At 62.1% G+C, this 16,923-nt stretch carries 19 protein-coding genes; all 19 read left to right on the top strand.

Going from position 1 to position 16,923, the window contains the following annotated elements:
• Nucleotides 1-2,092: DNA-directed RNA polymerase subunit beta' (locus tag ABSG20_RS11855; RefSeq protein WP_490338320.1), on the top strand; the 2,092-nt coding region annotated here is incomplete at its 5' end.
• A 193-nt stretch (nucleotides 2,093-2,285) separates the two neighbouring features.
• Nucleotides 2,286-4,340, top strand: coding sequence for an FAD-dependent oxidoreductase (locus ABSG20_RS11850; RefSeq protein WP_423864686.1), 2,055 nt, complete (start codon nucleotides 2,286-2,288; stop codon nucleotides 4,338-4,340).
• A 128-nt stretch (nucleotides 4,341-4,468) separates the two neighbouring features.
• Complete coding sequence (locus ABSG20_RS11845) at nucleotides 4,469-6,499, top strand: ABC transporter ATP-binding protein (protein ID WP_423864685.1); 2,031 nt, start codon at nucleotides 4,469-4,471, stop codon at nucleotides 6,497-6,499.
• Between the two features lie 688 nt (nucleotides 6,500-7,187).
• Nucleotides 7,188-7,559, top strand: a complete 372-nt coding sequence (gene rpsL / locus ABSG20_RS11840) for a 30S ribosomal protein S12 (RefSeq protein WP_423864684.1) — start codon at nucleotides 7,188-7,190, stop codon at nucleotides 7,557-7,559.
• A 117-nt stretch (nucleotides 7,560-7,676) separates the two neighbouring features.
• The gene (gene rpsG, locus ABSG20_RS11835) at nucleotides 7,677-8,147 is read left to right on the top strand and encodes a 30S ribosomal protein S7 (protein WP_423864683.1); all 471 of its coding nucleotides are present in this window, start codon (nucleotides 7,677-7,679) and stop codon (nucleotides 8,145-8,147) included.
• A 32-nt stretch (nucleotides 8,148-8,179) separates the two neighbouring features.
• A complete protein-coding gene (gene fusA / locus ABSG20_RS11830) occupies nucleotides 8,180-10,252 on the top strand; it encodes an elongation factor G (protein ID WP_423864682.1) in 2,073 nt (690 codons plus the stop codon).
• A 39-nt stretch (nucleotides 10,253-10,291) separates the two neighbouring features.
• Entirely contained in the window at nucleotides 10,292-11,482 is a 1,191-nt protein-coding gene (gene tuf, locus ABSG20_RS11825; RefSeq protein WP_423864681.1) for an elongation factor Tu, read from the top strand.
• A gap of 109 nt (nucleotides 11,483-11,591) precedes the next feature.
• Nucleotides 11,592-11,900, top strand: coding sequence for a 30S ribosomal protein S10 (gene rpsJ, locus ABSG20_RS11820; RefSeq protein WP_011473876.1), 309 nt, complete (start codon nucleotides 11,592-11,594; stop codon nucleotides 11,898-11,900).
• Nucleotides 11,901-11,950: 50 nt separating this feature from the next.
• On the top strand, nucleotides 11,951-12,679 hold the full coding sequence (gene rplC / locus ABSG20_RS11815; protein ID WP_423864680.1) for a 50S ribosomal protein L3: 729 nt from the start codon (nucleotides 11,951-11,953) through the stop codon (nucleotides 12,677-12,679).
• Between the two features lies 1 nt (nucleotide 12,680).
• On the top strand, nucleotides 12,681-13,301 hold the full coding sequence (gene rplD, locus ABSG20_RS11810) for a 50S ribosomal protein L4 (RefSeq protein ID WP_423864679.1): 621 nt from the start codon (nucleotides 12,681-12,683) through the stop codon (nucleotides 13,299-13,301).
• Complete coding sequence (locus tag ABSG20_RS11805) at nucleotides 13,298-13,597, top strand: 50S ribosomal protein L23 (protein WP_423864678.1); 300 nt, start codon at nucleotides 13,298-13,300, stop codon at nucleotides 13,595-13,597. Before rplD ends, ABSG20_RS11805 begins: the two co-directional genes overlap by 4 nt.
• Before the next feature lie 12 nt (nucleotides 13,598-13,609).
• Nucleotides 13,610-14,443: a 50S ribosomal protein L2 gene (rplB, locus tag ABSG20_RS11800; protein WP_423864677.1), complete on the top strand. Its 834-nt coding sequence runs from the start codon at nucleotides 13,610-13,612 to the stop codon at nucleotides 14,441-14,443.
• Nucleotides 14,444-14,455: 12 nt separating this feature from the next.
• Complete coding sequence (gene rpsS / locus ABSG20_RS11795) at nucleotides 14,456-14,734, top strand: 30S ribosomal protein S19 (RefSeq protein ID WP_159006278.1); 279 nt, start codon at nucleotides 14,456-14,458, stop codon at nucleotides 14,732-14,734.
• An 11-nt stretch (nucleotides 14,735-14,745) separates the two neighbouring features.
• Nucleotides 14,746-15,126, top strand: a complete 381-nt coding sequence (gene rplV / locus ABSG20_RS11790) for a 50S ribosomal protein L22 (protein ID WP_423864676.1) — start codon at nucleotides 14,746-14,748, stop codon at nucleotides 15,124-15,126.
• Nucleotides 15,127-15,147: 21 nt separating this feature from the next.
• Nucleotides 15,148-15,846 carry a 30S ribosomal protein S3 gene (rpsC, locus tag ABSG20_RS11785; RefSeq protein WP_025588651.1) on the top strand — a complete coding sequence of 233 codons (699 nt, stop codon included), beginning with the start codon at nucleotides 15,148-15,150 and terminating at the stop codon, nucleotides 15,844-15,846.
• Nucleotides 15,847-15,878: 32 nt separating this feature from the next.
• On the top strand, nucleotides 15,879-16,292 hold the full coding sequence (rplP, locus tag ABSG20_RS11780) for a 50S ribosomal protein L16 (protein WP_423864675.1): 414 nt from the start codon (nucleotides 15,879-15,881) through the stop codon (nucleotides 16,290-16,292).
• 10 nt (nucleotides 16,293-16,302) lie between these two features.
• A complete protein-coding gene (gene rpmC, locus ABSG20_RS11775; RefSeq protein ID WP_423864687.1) occupies nucleotides 16,303-16,509 on the top strand; it encodes a 50S ribosomal protein L29 in 207 nt (68 codons plus the stop codon).
• 10 nt (nucleotides 16,510-16,519) lie between these two features.
• A complete protein-coding gene (gene rpsQ / locus ABSG20_RS11770; protein ID WP_079543879.1) occupies nucleotides 16,520-16,765 on the top strand; it encodes a 30S ribosomal protein S17 in 246 nt (81 codons plus the stop codon).
• An 81-nt stretch (nucleotides 16,766-16,846) separates the two neighbouring features.
• A partial coding sequence (locus tag ABSG20_RS11765) for an uL14 family ribosomal protein (protein ID WP_206621167.1) occupies nucleotides 16,847-16,923 on the top strand: 77 nt, incomplete at its 3' end.

Below are 16,923 nucleotides of genomic sequence, written 5' to 3'. Positions count from 1 at the left end.
GACCAAGAAGAACGCGAAGGGCGCGGATGCCGACATCAACTCGATCTACATGATGGCGCATTCCGGTGCGCGCGGCTCGCCGGCGCAGATGCGCCAGCTTGCCGGAATGCGCGGCCTGATGGCCAAGCCGTCGGGCGAGATCATCGAGACGCCGATCATTTCCAACTTCAAGGAAGGCCTTTCGGTGCTCGAATACTTCAACTCGACCCACGGCGCCCGCAAGGGGCTCGCGGACACTGCGTTGAAGACCGCGAACTCCGGTTACCTGACCCGCCGTCTGGTCGACGTGGCGCAGGACTGCATCATCACGCAGGACGACTGCGGCACCAAGCTCGGCATCAAGATGCGCGCCATCGTCGATGCCGGCACCGTGGTGGCTTCGCTCGCTTCCCGTATTCTCGGCCGCACCGCGGGCGAGGACTTGCGCGACCCCGCGACCAACAAGGTTGTGGTCAAGCGCGGCACGCTGATGGAGGAGACGCATGTCGACGCCATCCAGCAGGCCGGCATCCAGGAAGTGAAGATCCGCTCGGCGCTGACCTGCGAACTGGTCAACGGCATCTGCGGCAAGTGCTACGGCCGCGATCTGGCCCGCGGCACGCCGGTCAATCACGGTGAGGCGGTCGGCGTTATCGCCGCCCAGTCGATCGGTGAACCCGGCACCCAGCTGACGATGCGTACGTTCCACATCGGCGGCGCGGCGCAGATCAACGAGCAGTCGTTCATCGAGTCGAATTTCGACGGCAAGGTGACGATCAGGAACAAGGCCATCTCGAAGAACAGCGAAGGTATTCTGGTCGCGATGGTCCGCAACATGGTGGTGGCGATCAGCGATGCCGACGGCACCGAGCGTGCGACCCACCGCATTCAGTACGGCGCGCGCATGCACGTCGATGAAGGCGATACGGTCAAGCGCGGCCAGCGCATCGCGGAGTGGGATCCGTACTCACGTCCCATCCTCACCGAAGTCGACGGCACCATCGGGTTCGAGGACCTGGTGGAAGGGCAGTCGATCTCGGAGACGCTCGACGAATCCACCGGTATCGCCAAGCGCGTCGTCATCGACTGGCGCACCACGCGGGGCGGCGGCGATCTGCGTCCGGCCATCGTCATCAAGGGCAAGGATGGCAAGATCCTCAAGCTCGCGCGTGGCGGTGAGGCTCGCTACATGCTCTCGGTCGACGCGATCCTCTCGGTCGACGTCGGCGCCAAGGTGAAGAACGGCGACATTCTCGCGCGTATCTCCACCGAAAGCGCCAAGACCCGTGACATCACCGGCGGTCTGCCGCGGGTGGCGGAACTGTTCGAGGCTCGCAAGCCAAAGGACGCGGCGATCATCGCGGAAATCGCGGGCACCATCCGCTTTGGCCGCGACTACAAGAACAAGCGCCGCATCTCGATCGAGCCGATGGACAAGAACGAGGAGACCAGGGAGTACCTGATCCCGAAGGGCAAGCACATCCATCTGCAGGACGGCGACATCGTCGAAAAGGGCGATTTCATCGTCGAAGGCAATCCGGCGCCGCACGACATTCTGGCGATCAAGGGCATCGAGGAACTCGCGGCCTATCTGGTCAACGAAATCCAGGAAGTCTACCGGCTGCAGGGCGTGCTGATCAACGACAAGCACATCGAGGTGATTGTCCGCCAGATGCTGCAGAAGGTCGAGATCACCGACCAGGGCGATACCGACATGATCTCGGGCGAGCAGATCGACAAGATCGAGTTCGACCAGATCAACGCCAAGGCGAAGGAAGAGGGCAAGAAGCCGGCCACGGGAACGCCGGTGCTGCTCGGCATCACCAAGGCGAGCCTGCAGACCCGTTCGTTCTTCTCGGCGGCGTCGTTCCAGGAGACCACCCGCGTGCTCACCGAGGCCGCCGTCAACGGCAAGGTGGACCCGCTGGAAGGTCTCAAGGAGAACGTCATCGTCGGCCGGCTGATTCCGGCCGGTACCGGCGCCTCGATGGCCAAGATCCGCGAAGTGGCCGTCAAGCGCGACAAGCTGATCCTTGATGAACGCGAGAAGCAGGCCGCGATCGTGCCGGCGGCTCCGGAAATGGAGCCCCTGGCGCTGCCGCCGGCGGAATAAAGCCTATAAATTCATGATGTTGTGACAAAAGGCCGGCTCAGCCGGCCTTTTGCTGTTTTTTCGCCTGGTGTGACCTTTATGCCCGCATCCGTTCATCTTCCCTTCAGGCTGAAAAGTGCTTCTCTGGGCTGGACTTAGACCGGACGCCGGCAAGAATTTGCCGGCGGCGGGACATTACATTACCGGGAAAAACATGCTGGATCTTGCAATCGTAGGCGGCGGGCCGGGCGGCCTGATGAGCGCCTGGTATCTCAAAAAGAAGCTCGGTGAACTCTGCCGCGTCACCATTTTCGAGGCCTCCGACCGCCTCGGCGGCAAGATCCTGACGCGCAAATTCGATGCCGCGCCGGCGATGTACGAGGCCGGCGTCGCCGAGATCTACGACTACTCGATGACCGGGCCGGACCCGTTGCGCGAGATGATCCAGCATTTTGGTCTGCAGACCATTCCAATGGATGCCGAGCAGGTCCAGCTCGATGGCGAGCTGTTGAACGACGTGCCGGGCATGCGGCGCAAATACGGTGCCAAGACCGCCGAGGCGATCGAAGCATTTCGCAAGCGCTGCGCCGAGATGGTGTCGCCGGCCGAATATTACGAAGGCGTCGGCGCCCACGACAACGAGCATCCATGGGCGTATGTCAGCTGCGAGGAGTTGCTCGACAGGGAAGTGGACGATCCCACGGCCAAGCGCTTTTTCAAGGTGATGGCGCGGTCGGACATCGCCACCGAGAGCCACAACACCAACGGGCTCAATGCCCTGAAGAACTTCGTCATGGACGTCGACGGCTATATCGGCCTGTACTCGATCCAGAACGGCAACGAGCAGTTGATCGATTGCCTGCAGTCCGAGGTCGAGGCGGACATCGAGCTCAATCACCGCGTGCTCAAGGTCGGCAAGACCGCGGCCGGCCGCTATCAGCTCAACATGATGAACGGCAAGGGACCGGAGAACAGGGATTTCGATCTCGTTCTGATGTGTCTGCCGCATAACTGGCTCGCGACCATGGGATGGGAGGGCGAGCACCTGCGCCAGTCGATGGTCAAGCACATCGCTTATTTCGACCGCCCGGCGCATTATTTGCGGGTCTCGATCCTGTTCGACGAGCCGTTTTGGGGAGAGAAGATCCCGGGTTCGTGGTTCATGTCCGAGGCGTTCGGCGGCTGCTGCGTCTACAACGAGGGCTCGCGGCACGATGTCGGCAGGCACGGCGTGCTGAACTGGCTGATCGCCGGCTCCGACGCGCTCGCCTTCGCCAACCTCAACGATCAGGAACTGATCGACGCCGCCTTGAAATCGCTGCCGGCCGCGCTCGGCAACGCGCGCGAGCACTTCGTGGAGGGCAAGATCCATCGCTGGCTTTCGTCAGTCAACGCCATTCCCGGCGGTATGCCGGCGCGCGACGTCATGACCAACCATCGGCCCGAACCGAGGCAGCATCCCGGCTTGGTCGTGGTCGGCGACTATCTGTTCGATTCGACGCTGAACGGACTGCTCGATTCCTCCGATGCCGCCACCGACATCATTGTCACCGAGATGATGCGGTTGCGCCGTGCCCGCCGAGCGGACGGCAAGCCCGCACCGGACAAGATCGATCGCGCCTATTTCGAGAATTATCGCGGGCTCGGGCCCTATCATGAGGTCTGGAGCCAATTTACCGATCCGGCCTACCTGATGGATCTCATCAGGATCGTCTGGAACCAGGCCGGGGGTTACAAACTGCTGGTGGCCGGGTCCGCCAGTGGAGAACTGGTGGGAGTGCTGCGCGATTGCGGAGTAGATGCGTGGGGGATCGAGAACAACCGCGCGATCCACGCCAGGACGCCGGATGCGCTGAAGAAGTTCAACAAGCTCGGAACCATCGCCGATCTGCCGTTCGAGGACGATGAGTTCGATTTCGTGTTCGAGACCAGCCTGTGCCATGTTGCGGAGCGGCAGGTGCCGCGGGCGGTTCGCGAATTGAATCGGGTCGTGAAGACCGGGCTGGTGTTCGGGTCGGTGACCTCGGACATGACGCCTGCGCTGATCGATCGCTATGACCTGCTGCGCGGGGTCAGGAAGCTCGGCACCTGGTGGGAATGGTCGGAGCTGTTTTTCAACAACGGCTTCGACCTCTCGATGCACCGCCATGATTGCACCGATGCGCTGTGGACGGCGACCCTGGCGGCCAACAAGGGACCGGGTCAGTGGTATGCGGACTCCGAGAGCCTGCGCTACTCGTTCTTTGACAAGGTCAAGGCCGGCGACTAGGGCGCTGCGGCGGGCGCTTGCAATTATTTTGCTGAAAGCGCGCCAGCCGCATAGGCTCGACGCGGTGGTTCGCTCCGCTGTTCCCTCGCGTTTACGGTCATGCCGGCCGTACAGCATCGGTTGGTTTCATGGCGCCCAAGGCTCCTTCGCCGGTTGAGCAAACGTCCGCTTCCGCGGATCATGCCGTTGCCCCGGAGCTCGGCGGCAAGATCACAGCGGGCGCCGATGGTCGCGTAGTCGGCGGCAAGGCGGCATCATCTGCGCCGGACCACCATGACGATGAGGATGACGACGAGCTTGCCCTCGACGAGGACGAGGAGGAGGATCTCGTCGTCTTTACCGCGAAGGAAGCCGCCGGCGCGCTGGCAACCATCTATGCATTCGTCAAACCATTTCTGAAGAACTACAGGAGGATAATGACGTTCATCGGCCTCGGCGTCACGGTCGAGACGCTGTTCAACGTCATCATGCCGCTGAGCCTGAAGTTCCTGATTGACGATGCGCTCGGCGAGGAGGATTTCCAGGCGCTGGTCCGGATCCTGTCGGTGCTGGCGGCCGCGGGAATCGTCACCTCGGTCGTCGCGGTCTGGTACGAGCGGTGGGATGCCAAGCTGGCGGCGTCGCTGATTTCCGACGTCCGGACCAACCTGTTCGAGCACGTCCAGAATTTGCCGTCGGCCTACTTTGCCCGCACCAAGCGCGGCGAGATTCTGTCGCGGTTTTCCGTCGACCTTGCAGCTTTCGAAGGGTCGATCAAGAGTTTTGCGAGCAGTGCGGCGCTGCCTTTCTTCGAATTGATCGCCGGTATCGTTCTGATGCTGTTTCTGAACTGGCAGCTCGCCGCGATTTCGCTGTTGGTGTTCCCGATCACGTTGATTGGTCCGCGGATACTGACGCCGAAGGCGGTGCTGGCGAATTACGAGCAGAAGCTCAATGAATCGGCGCTGCTCGGCATGGTGCAGGAAAACATTGCGGCGCAGGCGGTGGTCAAGGCGTTCAGCCTGCAGCGCCGGACGCTGGGCTGGTTCACGATGCGCAACGACGCGGCGCGCCGGAAGATCGCGTCGGCGGCGTTCCTGTCGACCATGGTCGAACGCACGGTTACGATCTCGGTGTTGTTGCTGCACCTCGTGGTGCTCGCCATCGGCGCCTATCTCGCCACCAAGGGGCAGATCACAATCGGCACCTTCGTGACGTTCGAGAGCGCATTCTGGGAAGTGTCCTACAACATCGCCCATATCATGCATTTCATTCCGGTGTCGATCCAGTCGGCGGCGGCGGTCCGCCACATCCAGGAACTGCTAGATGAGCCGACCCGCGGCGCCGATCGACCGGGCGCGCCCGACCTGCCGCGCATCACCAACGACATCACTTTCGACCATGTCACGTTCCAGTATGAAGGCAGCCAGACGCCGGTGCTCGATAATCTCAGCCTCAAGCTGAATGTCGGCAAGACCATCGCCATCGTCGGCCCGAGCGGATCGGGCAAGAGCACACTGCTCAATCTGATTCTGCGGCTCTATGTGCCGGATGAGGGGCGGGTGACCATCGATGGCGTCGATATCCGCAAGGTGACCCGGGAATCCCTGCGCCGGAGCATGGCGGTGGTTTTCCAGGAGAACATGCTGTTCAACATGTCGATACGGGAAAACATCCGGCTCGGCAAGGAAGGCGCCAGCGACGAGGAGGTCGTTGCGGCGGCGCGCAAGGCCGAGATCCATCGCTACATCATGTCACTTCCGCAAAAATACGACACGCCGGTCGGTGAGCGCGGCGATACGCTCTCGGGCGGCCAGCGCCAGCGTATCGCGATCGCCCGTGCGATCGTGCGCGATCCGTCGGTTCTGCTGCTTGATGAGGCGACCTCGGCGCTCGACCAGACGACGGAAGCCGCGATCAACCGCACGCTGTTCAAGGTCGCGAAGGACCGCACCATGATTTTCTCGACCCACCGCCTGACGTCCGTGGTCGATATGGATGAGATCATCGTGATATCCGGCGGCAGGGCGATCGAACGCGGCTCGCACGCCAAGCTGCTCGCCGCGGGCGGCGTCTATCGAAAGCTCTGGGACGATCAGAGCCATACCCCGCATGAAGCGGCCGATCAGGCCGACGACGACAGCGACGACGAAGACGACGACGATAACGACGAGAATTGAGCGCGAACTTTCAGGCTCGCGCTGAGCCGGTGGCGCACCCATCATTGCGCCGGGAAAAGCAAATAAAGCTGCAACGCAACCGGGGACGGGGCGGAGCAGTACAGCCCAGGGTATAATACCCGGATAAAATTAGGAATCGGCGGCTTTCGAACCCGGCCCGGCCTTGCTGGTGACGGGCTCGGCAAAGCCTCCAAGCGAGCCGATTCTTCAAGCCCCAGAGGCGTTTCCAACCTTGTCGTTTCGCCTTGACTTGGCTATCCGCCGCCGATAAAACCCGCGCACTTAACGACAGGCGGTGAGCGACGCCAGAGTCGGAACGGATCACCCTTTACAATCCCTTGTGTAGTTTCCTTGGGGATCGGGACGGGCATCAACCTCGACGAATGCCGCTCAAACGCTGTCGATGATAGCTAGGCAATGCCAGGACGATCTTGGTTCTCTTGAGCAAGTTCTCTTGAGATTGATTTCGGATGCATGACCCCGGTAGTTGGCTGATCAATTTTCGTTGATCGGTTTCGACCGCGGTCCTCTGTGGCGTCGAAGCGCTTTCCGCTCAGCAGTGAGCGGTTGGCGCGATTTCGTTTGGCGCGATTGGTTTTCGTGCGCGGCGACCGGATGGGACGGTTAGTCCCGAATTGATTTGCGAAGCCGATGCCGGTTTCGCGCGAATTAAAGGGTGAAGGCTGACATGCCGACGATCAACCAGCTGATCGCATTTCCGCGGACGGTGCAGAAGTCGCGGAAGAAGGTGCCGGCGCTGCAGCAATCGCCGCAAAAGCGCGGCGTTTGCACCCGCGTCTACACCACGACCCCGAAGAAGCCGAACTCCGCGCTTCGCAAGGTCGCCAAGGTGCGCCTGACCAACGGCTTCGAGGTCATCGGCTACATACCCGGTGAGGGTCATAACCTGCAGGAGCACTCCGTGGTCATGATCCGCGGCGGCCGGGTCAAGGATTTGCCGGGCGTGCGCTATCACATTCTCCGCGGCGTCCTCGATACCCAGGGCGTCAAGAACCGTAAGCAGCGCCGTTCGAAGTACGGCGCGAAGCGTCCGAAATGATCCGAGCGTAGCCCGGATCAATTCCCGGGCGAACGTAGTGAGACCCGGGGATCTGGATCAAAGAGTCAAGACGTGGATGGCCGGGACGAGCCCGGCCATGACGAAGGAAGAGAAGAGATGTCTCGCCGCCATTCTGCTGAAAAACGTGAAGTGCTTCCGGATCCGAAGTTCGGAAACATCATCATTACCAAGTTCATGAACTCGGTGATGTACGCCGGAAAGAAATCGGTCGCCGAAGGCATCGTCTATGGCGCGCTCGGCATGATCGAGACCAAGACCAAGCAGAGCCCGCTGACGGTTTTTGAGCAGGCGCTCGAGAACGTGATGCCGACGATCGAAGTGCGTTCGCGCCGCGTCGGCGGCGCCACCTACCAGGTGCCGGTCGAAGTGCGCACCGTGCGCCGGCAGGCGCTGGGGATCCGATGGCTTATATCGGCAGCGCGTGAGCGCAATGAAAAGACGATGACGGAGCGGCTCTCGGCCGAGCTGCTTGACGCGTCGAATGGCAGGGGAAACGCCGTCAAGAAGCGCGAAGACGTGCACCGGATGGCGGAAGCCAACCGCGCCTTCTCGCATTATCGCTGGTAACGGCGAAACGAACGGAACTTGAGGAACAGCCCATGCCCCGCGTTCATGCCATAGAGGATTACCGTAACTTCGGTATCATGGCACATATCGATGCCGGCAAGACCACGACCACCGAGCGCATCCTGTATTATACCGGCAAGAGCCACAAAATCGGCGAAGTGCACGAGGGTGCCGCGACGATGGACTGGATGGAACAGGAGCAGGAGCGCGGCATCACCATTACTTCCGCCGCGACCACCGCGTTCTGGAACGGCAAGCGGCTGAACATCATCGATACCCCCGGCCATGTCGACTTCACCATCGAGGTCGAGCGTTCGCTGCGCGTGCTCGACGGCGCGGTGTGCGTGCTCGACAGCAACCAGGGCGTCGAGCCGCAGACCGAAACCGTCTGGCGTCAGGGCGACAAGTACCGGGTTCCGCGCATCGTCTTCGCCAACAAGATGGATAAGACCGGCGCCGATTTCTATAAATGCCTCGACGATATCGTCGACCGTCTCGGCGCCAAGCCGATCGCGATTCAGCTGCCGATCGGCTCGGAGAACAACTTCAAGGGCCTGATCGATCTGGTCCGCATGAAGGGCGTGATCTGGGAAGACGAGGCGCTCGGCGCCAATTTCAAGGATATCGATATTCCCGAGGATATGGTCGAGAAGGCCAAGGAATATCGCGAGAAGCTGCTGGAGTCCGCGGTCGAGCTCGATGACGAGGTTCTCGCCGCTTACCTCGACGGTAACGAGCCCGATGAGCCGACCTTGAAGCGTATGATCCGCAAGGCCGTGCTGACCGGCGCGTTCTTCCCGGTGCTGTGCGGCTCGGCGTTCAAGAACAAGGGCGTGCAGCCGCTGCTCGACGCGGTGGTGGATTATCTGCCGTCGCCGGTCGACGTGCCCGCGATCAAGGGCGTCGATGAGGACGGCAACGAAGTCGTTCGCCTGCCGAACGACAAGGAGCCCCTGGCGCTGCTTGCGTTCAAGATCATGGACGATCCCTTCGTCGGCACCATCACTTTTTGCCGCATCTATTCCGGCACGCTTTTGTCGGGCACTGGCGTCATCAATTCGACCCGTGACCGCAAGGAGCGGATCGGGCGGATGTTGCTGATGCATGCCAACAACCGCGAAGACATCAAGGAAGCCTTCGCCGGCGACATCGTGGCGCTGGCGGGCCTCAAGGAAGCCCGCACCGGCGATACCCTGTGCGACGCCAACAAGCCGGTTATTCTGGAAAAGATGGAGTTTCCGGAGCCGGTCATCGAGATCGCGATCGAGCCGAAGTCAAAGGCCGACCAGGAAAAGCTCGGCGTCGCGCTCGCCAAGCTCGCCGCGGAGGATCCCTCGTTCCGGGTCTCGACCGATCAGGAGTCCGGCCAGACCATTCTCAAGGGCATGGGCGAACTGCATCTCGACATCAAGGTCGACATCCTGCGCCGGACCTATAAGGTCGACGCCAATATCGGTGCGCCGCAGGTGGCGTTCCGCGAACGCATCACCAGGCGCGTCGAAGTCGACTATACCCACAAGAAGCAGACCGGCGGTACCGGCCAGTTCGCGCGGGTCAAGTTGATCGTCGAACCGAACGAGCCCGGCAAGGGATTCGAATTCGAATCCAAGGTCGTCGGCGGCGCGGTACCGAAGGAATACATCCCCGGCGTCGAAAAGGGCCTCAACAGCGTGCTCGGCGCCGGCGTGGTCGCCGGCTTCCCGGTGGTCGACGTCAAGGTCCAGCTGGTGGACGGCGCCTATCACGACGTCGACTCCTCAGCGCTGGCGTTCGAAATTGCCTCGCGCGCGGCGTTCCGCGACGCGCTGCAAAAGGGCAAGTCGGTGCTGCTCGAGCCGATCATGAAGGTCGAGGTGGTGACGCCGGAGGATTACACCGGTTCGGTCATCGGCGATCTGAATTCGCGGCGCGGGCAGATTCAGGGGCAGGACATGCGCGGCAACGCCAACGTCATCAACGCGATGGTGCCGCTCATGAACATGTTCGGTTACGTGAATAACCTGCGCTCGATGAGCCAGGGCCGCGCAACCTTTACCATGCAGTTCGATCACTACGCGGAAGCGCCGGCCAACGTGTCGGCGGAAGTCCAGAAGAAATTTGCCTGATTGTCGTTAGCGGCAGTTAACGACTGAACGGAGAGTCAAATGGCCAAAGCAAAATTTGAACGTAACAAGCCGCACTGCAACATCGGAACCATCGGTCACGTTGACCACGGCAAGACGTCGCTGACGGCGGCGATCACCAAGGTGCTGGCGGAAACCGGCGGCGCGACGTTCACCGCCTACGACCAGATCGACAAGGCGCCGGAAGAGAAGGCCCGCGGCATCACGATCTCGACCGCGCATGTCGAATACGAGACCAAGAACCGGCACTACGCGCACGTCGATTGTCCGGGCCATGCCGACTATGTGAAGAACATGATCACCGGTGCCGCGCAGATGGACGGGGCGATCCTGGTGGTGTCGGCGGCCGACGGCCCGATGCCGCAGACCCGCGAACACATCCTGCTGGCAAAGCAGGTCGGCGTTCCCGCGATGGTGGTGTTCCTGAACAAGTGCGACATGGTCGACGATCCGGAACTGCTCGAGCTCGTCGAACTCGAAGTTCGCGAATTGCTGTCGAAGTACGAATTTCCGGGCGACACCATCCCGATCGTCAAGGGTTCGGCGCTGGCCGCGCTGGAAGACAAGGACAGGACGCTCGGCCATGACTCCATCCTCGAGCTGATGAAGGCGGTGGACAGCTACATCCCGCAGCCGGAGCGTCCGATCGACCAGCCGTTCCTGATGCCGGTGGAAGACGTGTTCTCGATCTCCGGCCGCGGCACCGTGGTGACCGGACGGGTCGAGCGCGGCGTGGTCAAGGTCGGCGAGGAAATCGAGATCGTCGGCCTGCGCGATACCCAGAAGACCATCGTCACCGGCGTCGAGATGTTCCGCAAGCTGCTCGACCAGGGCCAGGCCGGCGACAACATCGGCGCGCTGCTGCGCGGCACCAAGCGCGAGGAAGTCGAGCGCGGTCAAGTGCTGTGCAAGCCGGGTTCGGTGAAGCCGCACACCAAGTTCAAGGCCGAGGCCTACATTCTGACCAAGGAGGAGGGCGGTCGGCACACGCCATTCTTCACCAACTACCGGCCGCAGTTCTACTTCCGCACCACCGACGTGACCGGTGTCGTGCATCTGCCCGAAGGCACCGAAATGGTGATGCCGGGCGACAACATCGCGATGGAAGTGCACCTGATCGTGCCGATCGCGATGGAAGAAAAGTTGCGCTTCGCGATCCGCGAAGGTGGCCGCACCGTCGGTGCCGGCGTTGTCGCAAGCATCATCGAGTAGCCAACTATCCGTCGTCATGCCCGGCCTTGCGCCGGGCATCCACGACTTCCTTTTGCAGACGTGGATGGCCGGGACAAGCCCGGCATGACGGAACAGAAAGACAGCGGCAATGAACGGCCAGAATATTCGGATACGTCTCAAGGCGTTCGACCATCGAATCCTCGATTCGTCGACGCGTGAGATCGTCAACACGGCGAAACGTACCGGTGCCCAGGTTCGCGGACCGATTCCGCTGCCCACCCGTATCGAGAAGTTTACCGTCAACCGTTCGCCGCATGTCGACAAGAAGAGCCGCGAGCAGTTCGAGATGCGCACGCACAAGCGCCTTCTCGATATCGTCGATCCGACCCCGCAGACCGTGGACGCGCTGATGAAGCTCGATCTGGCCGCCGGTGTCGACGTCGAAATCAAGCTCTGAATTTTAAGCCGGTCCGAAGATAGCGGACAGAAAGAACAGGAAGCACGCCGATGCGCTCCGGAGTGATCGCACAGAAGGTCGGGATGACGCGGGTCTTTACCGAGACCGGCGAACATATCCCCGTGACCGTGCTGAAGCTGGACAATTGCCAGGTGTTGGGTCACCGCACGACCGAGAAGAACGGTTATGTCGCGCTTCAACTCGGCTCGGGCACCCGCAAGACCGTCTATCTGCCGAAGGCGGAGCGCGGCCAGTTCGCGGTCGCCAAGGTCGAGCCCAAGCGCGAGGTTACCGAATTCCGCGTCTCGGAAGACGCGCTGATCCCGGTCGGCGCCGAAATTCAGGCCGACCATTTCGTGGTCGGCCAGTTCGTCGACGTCACCGGCACCTCGGTGGGCAAGGGTTTCGCCGGCGGCATCAAGCGCTGGAATTTCGGCGGCCTGCGCGCCACCCACGGTGTCTCGGTTTCGCATCGTTCGATCGGTTCGACCGGCGGACGCCAGGACCCGGGCAAGACCTTCAAGAACAAGAAGATGCCTGGTCACATGGGCGTCGATCGCATCACCACGCTCAATCTGCGCGTGGTCCAGACCGACGTCGCGCGCGGGCTGATCCTGGTCGAAGGCGCCGTTCCCGGCTCCAAGGGCGGATGGATCGCGGTGCGCGATGCCGTCAAGAAGGCGTTGCCGAAGGACGCGCCGAAGCCCGGCAAGTTCCGCCTGGCCGACGCTGGCGGCGAGCAGGCGGCAGCAGTGCCGGCCGAGCAGGAGGGCGCGTGAGATGGAATTGAACGTCACAACGCTTGACGGCAAGGCGGCCGGCTCGGTCCAGCTGTCCGACGAGATTTTCGGTCTCCAGCCGCGCAAGGACATCATCCAGCGCTGCGTGCAGTGGCAGCTCAACAAGCGGCAGGCCGGGACCCACAAGGCCCAGGGCCGCGCCGATGTCTGGCGCACCGGCAAGAAGATGTACAAGCAGAAGGGTACCGGCGGAGCGCGTCACGGCTCGGCCCGAGTGCCCCAGTTCCGCGGCGGCGGCCGTGCGTTCGGTCCGGTGGTGCGCTCGCACGCGACCGATTTGCCGAAGAAGGTTCGCGCCCTGGCGCTGCGCCACGCGCTTTCGGCGAAAGCCAGGGACGGCGGCCTGATCGTGATCGAATCGGCTGTGCTCGAGGCCGCCAAGACCAAGGCGCTGGTCGGACACTTTTCCGGCCTTGGCCTCACCAATGCGCTGATCATCGACGGCGCCACCGTCCATCACGGCTTTGCCGCCGCGGCGCGCAATATCCCTGATATCGACGTGCTGCCGGTTCAGGGCATCAACGTCTATGACATTCTGCGGCGTCAGAAGCTGGTGCTGACCAAGGCGGCGCTGGATGCGTTGGAGGCGCGCTTCAAATGAAGAATATCGATCCGCGCCACTACGACATCATCGTCGCCCCGGTTGTGACCGAGAAGGCGACTTACGCGTCCGAACACAACAAGGTGGTGTTCAAGGTCGCGAGCAAGGCCACCAAGCCGCAGATCAAGGAAGCCGTCGAGAAGCTGTTCGACGTCAAGGTCAAGAGCGTGAACACGCTGGTGCGCAAGGGCAAGACCAAGGTCTTTCGCGGCACCTACGGTTCGCAGTCGGACGTGAAGCGGGCGATCGTGACCCTCGAAGAGGGCCACCGCATCGACGTCACCACCGGGTTATAAGGCGATACCACGATGGCATTGAAAACATTCAACCCCACGACGCCGGGCCAGCGCCAGCTGGTGATGGTCGATCGTTCGGCGCTCTACAAGGGCAAGCCGGTCAAGAGGCTGACCGAGGGCAAGCAATCCAGCGGCGGCCGCAACAACACCGGCCGCACGGTGGTGCGCTTTCGCGGCGGCGGTCACAAACAGTCCTATCGCATCGTCGATTTCAAGCGCACCAAGGTCGACATGCCTGCGACCGTCGAGCGCCTCGAATACGATCCGAACCGCACCGCCTTTATCGCGCTCTTGAAATATGCCGACGGCACCCAAGCCTACATCCTGGCTCCGCAGCGTCTTGGGGCCGGCGACACCGTGATCGCCGGCAACCACGTCGACGTCAAGCCGGGCAACGTGATGCCGCTCGGCAACATGCCGATCGGCACCATCGTCCACAATGTGGAATTGAAGATCGGCAAGGGCGGCCAGCTGGCGCGTTCCGCCGGCACCTACGCCCAGATCGTCGGTCGCGACCAGGACTACGTGATCGTGCGTCTGAACTCGGGCGAGCAGCGTCTGGTTCACGGCCGCTGCTCGGGCACCATCGGCGCGGTGTCCAACCCGGATCACATGAATATTTCGATCGGCAAGGCCGGTCGCAACCGCTGGCTCGGCCAAAGGCCGCATAACCGCGGCGTCTCCATGAACCCGGTTGACCATCCGCACGGCGGCGGCGAAGGCCGCACTTCCGGCGGCCGTCATCCGGTCACTCCATGGGGCAAGCCCACCAAGGGCAAGAAGACCCGCTCGAACAAATCGACCAACAGATTCATTCTCATCAGCCGCCACAAGCGGAAGAAGTAAGGAACGCCGGACATGGTTCGTTCAGTCTGGAAAGGCCCGTTCGTCGAAGGCTCGCTGCTCAAGAAGGCAGATACCGCGCGCGCGTCCGGCCGTCACGACGTGATCAAGATCTGGAGCCGCCGCTCGACCATCCTGCCGCAGTTCGTGGGTCTGGTGTTCGGCGTCTACAACGGCCAGAAGCATGTGCCGGTATCGGTCAACGAGGAAATGGTGGGGCACAAGTTCGGCGAGTTTTCGCCGACCCGGACCTTTCACGGCCATTCTGGCGACAAGAAAGCCAAGAAGGCTTGAGGACTTAAGCGATGAGCAAACCAAAGCGCGAACGGAGCCTCCCGGACAACGAGGCCAAGGCGATCGCCCGGATGCTTCGGGTCAGCCCGCAGAAGCTCAATCTTGTCGCGCAACTGATCCGCGGCAGGAAGGCTGCGGCCGCGCTCGCCGATCTGCAGTTTTCGCGCAAGCGGATCGCGGTCGACGTCAAGAAGTGCCTGGAATCGGCGATCGCCAATGCCGAGAACAACCACGATCTCGACGTCGACGATTTGATCGTTGCCGAGGCGCATGTCGGCAACGGCATCGTGATGAAGCGTTTCGCGCCGCGCGGCCGTGGCCGTTCGGGCCGTGTCTTTAAACCATTCTCGCAGCTGACGATCGTGGTTCGTCAGGTCGAGGCGAGCGCTTAAATAGGGGCGCGGGAGAGAACGATGGGTCAGAAGATCAATCCAATCGGGCTGCGTCTCGGCATCAACCGGACGTGGGATTCCCGTTGGTTCGCCGGCAAGAACGAGTACGGCAAGCTTTTGCACGAGGATGTCAAAATCCGCGAGATCCTGCACAAGGAACTGAAGCAGGCGGCCGTCGCCAGGATCGTGATCGAGCGTCCGCACAAGAAGTGCCGCGTGACGATCCATTCGGCGCGTCCCGGCGTCGTGATCGGCAAGAAGGGTGCCGACATCGACAAGCTGCGCAAGCGCGTCGCCGATATCACGGCCTCCGACGTCGTCATCAACATCGTCGAAATCCGCAAGCCCGAGCTCGACGCGACGCTGGTTGCCGAATCGATCGCCCAGCAGCTCGAGCGCCGCGTCGCGTTCCGCCGCGCTATGAAGCGCGCGGTGCAGTCGGCGATGCGTCTCGGCGCCGAGGGCATCCGGATCAACTGCTCGGGCCGTCTCGGCGGCGCCGAAATCGCGCGGATGGAATGGTATCGCGAAGGCCGCGTGCCGCTGCACACGCTGCGCGCCGACATCGATTACGGGGTCGCAACCGCGTTCACCACGTTCGGCACTTGCGGCGTCAAGGTTTGGATCTTCAAGGGTGAAATCCTCGAGCACGATCCGATGGCGCAGGACAAGAAGATGGCCGAGGGCGACACTGCGCGGCCCCGTCGCGACGCTGCTTGAAGCGATTTTTGGAAGGTTTGAGGGCGTAAGCCATGATGCAACCAAAGAAAACGAAGTTCCGGAAGGCGCATAAGGGCCGCATCCACGGCAGCGCGACTTCGGGCGCGTCGTTGTCGTTCGGTCAGTTCGGCCTCAAGGCGATGGCGCCCGAGCGCATTACCGCGCGCCAGATCGAGGCCGCCCGGCGCGCGCTGACCCGTCACATGAAGCGCGCCGGCCGAGTCTGGATCCGGATCTTTCCGGATGTGCCGGTGTCGAAGAAGCCCGCCGAAGTCCGCATGGGCTCCGGCAAGGGTACCCCGGAATTGTGGGTGGCGCGGGTCAAGCCGGGCCGCGTGATTTTCGAAATTGACGGCGTCACGGTGCAGACCGCGAAGGAGGCGCTGTCGCTGGCCGCCGCCAAGCTGCCGATCAAGACGCGCTTCGTCGCGCGTATTGCGGAATAGGGAAGTGGCCATGTCCGAGATGAAAGTTGCCGATATCCGCGCGATGAGCCCCGATCAGATGGATGACGCCGTCCTCAATCTGAAGAAGGAGCGTTTCAACCTGCGTTTCCAGCGTGCCACTGGGCAGCTGGAGAACACCTCGCGGCTGCGCGAAGCCCGCCGCGACATCGCCCGCATCAAGACCATCGCCGCGCAGCAGCGCGCGAAGAAGAAGTAAGGGGCTTAAAATGCCAAAACGTACGCTTCAGGGCGTGGTCGTCAGCGACAAGCAAGCCAAGACGGTTGTGGTGCGCGTCGATCGCCGCTTTACCCATCCGATCTACAAAAAGACCATTCGGCGCTCGAAAAACTACCACGCGCACGACGAGAACAACGAGTTCAAGCCGGGCGACATGGTTTGGATCGAGGAGAGCAAGCCGATCTCGAAGTTGAAGCGCTGGACCGTGGTCCGGGGCGAACAGAAAACGGCCTGAAGTCAGTTCGGTCTCACCGAGCCGGATTTCGGGGAAATTTAGGCGCAAATCTGCGCATCAGAAAGAGGACGAGGTGCATCAATGATTCAGATGCAGACCAACCTCGACGTGGCCGATAATTCAGGCGCACGCCGTGTCATGTGCATCAAGGTGCTTGG

Origin of the sequence: Bradyrhizobium sp., assembly GCF_049512235.1 — a bacterium.
Taxonomy (GTDB): Bacteria; Pseudomonadota; Alphaproteobacteria; order Rhizobiales; family Xanthobacteraceae; genus Bradyrhizobium.
This window is presented reverse-complemented; position numbering and strand designations above follow the sequence as displayed.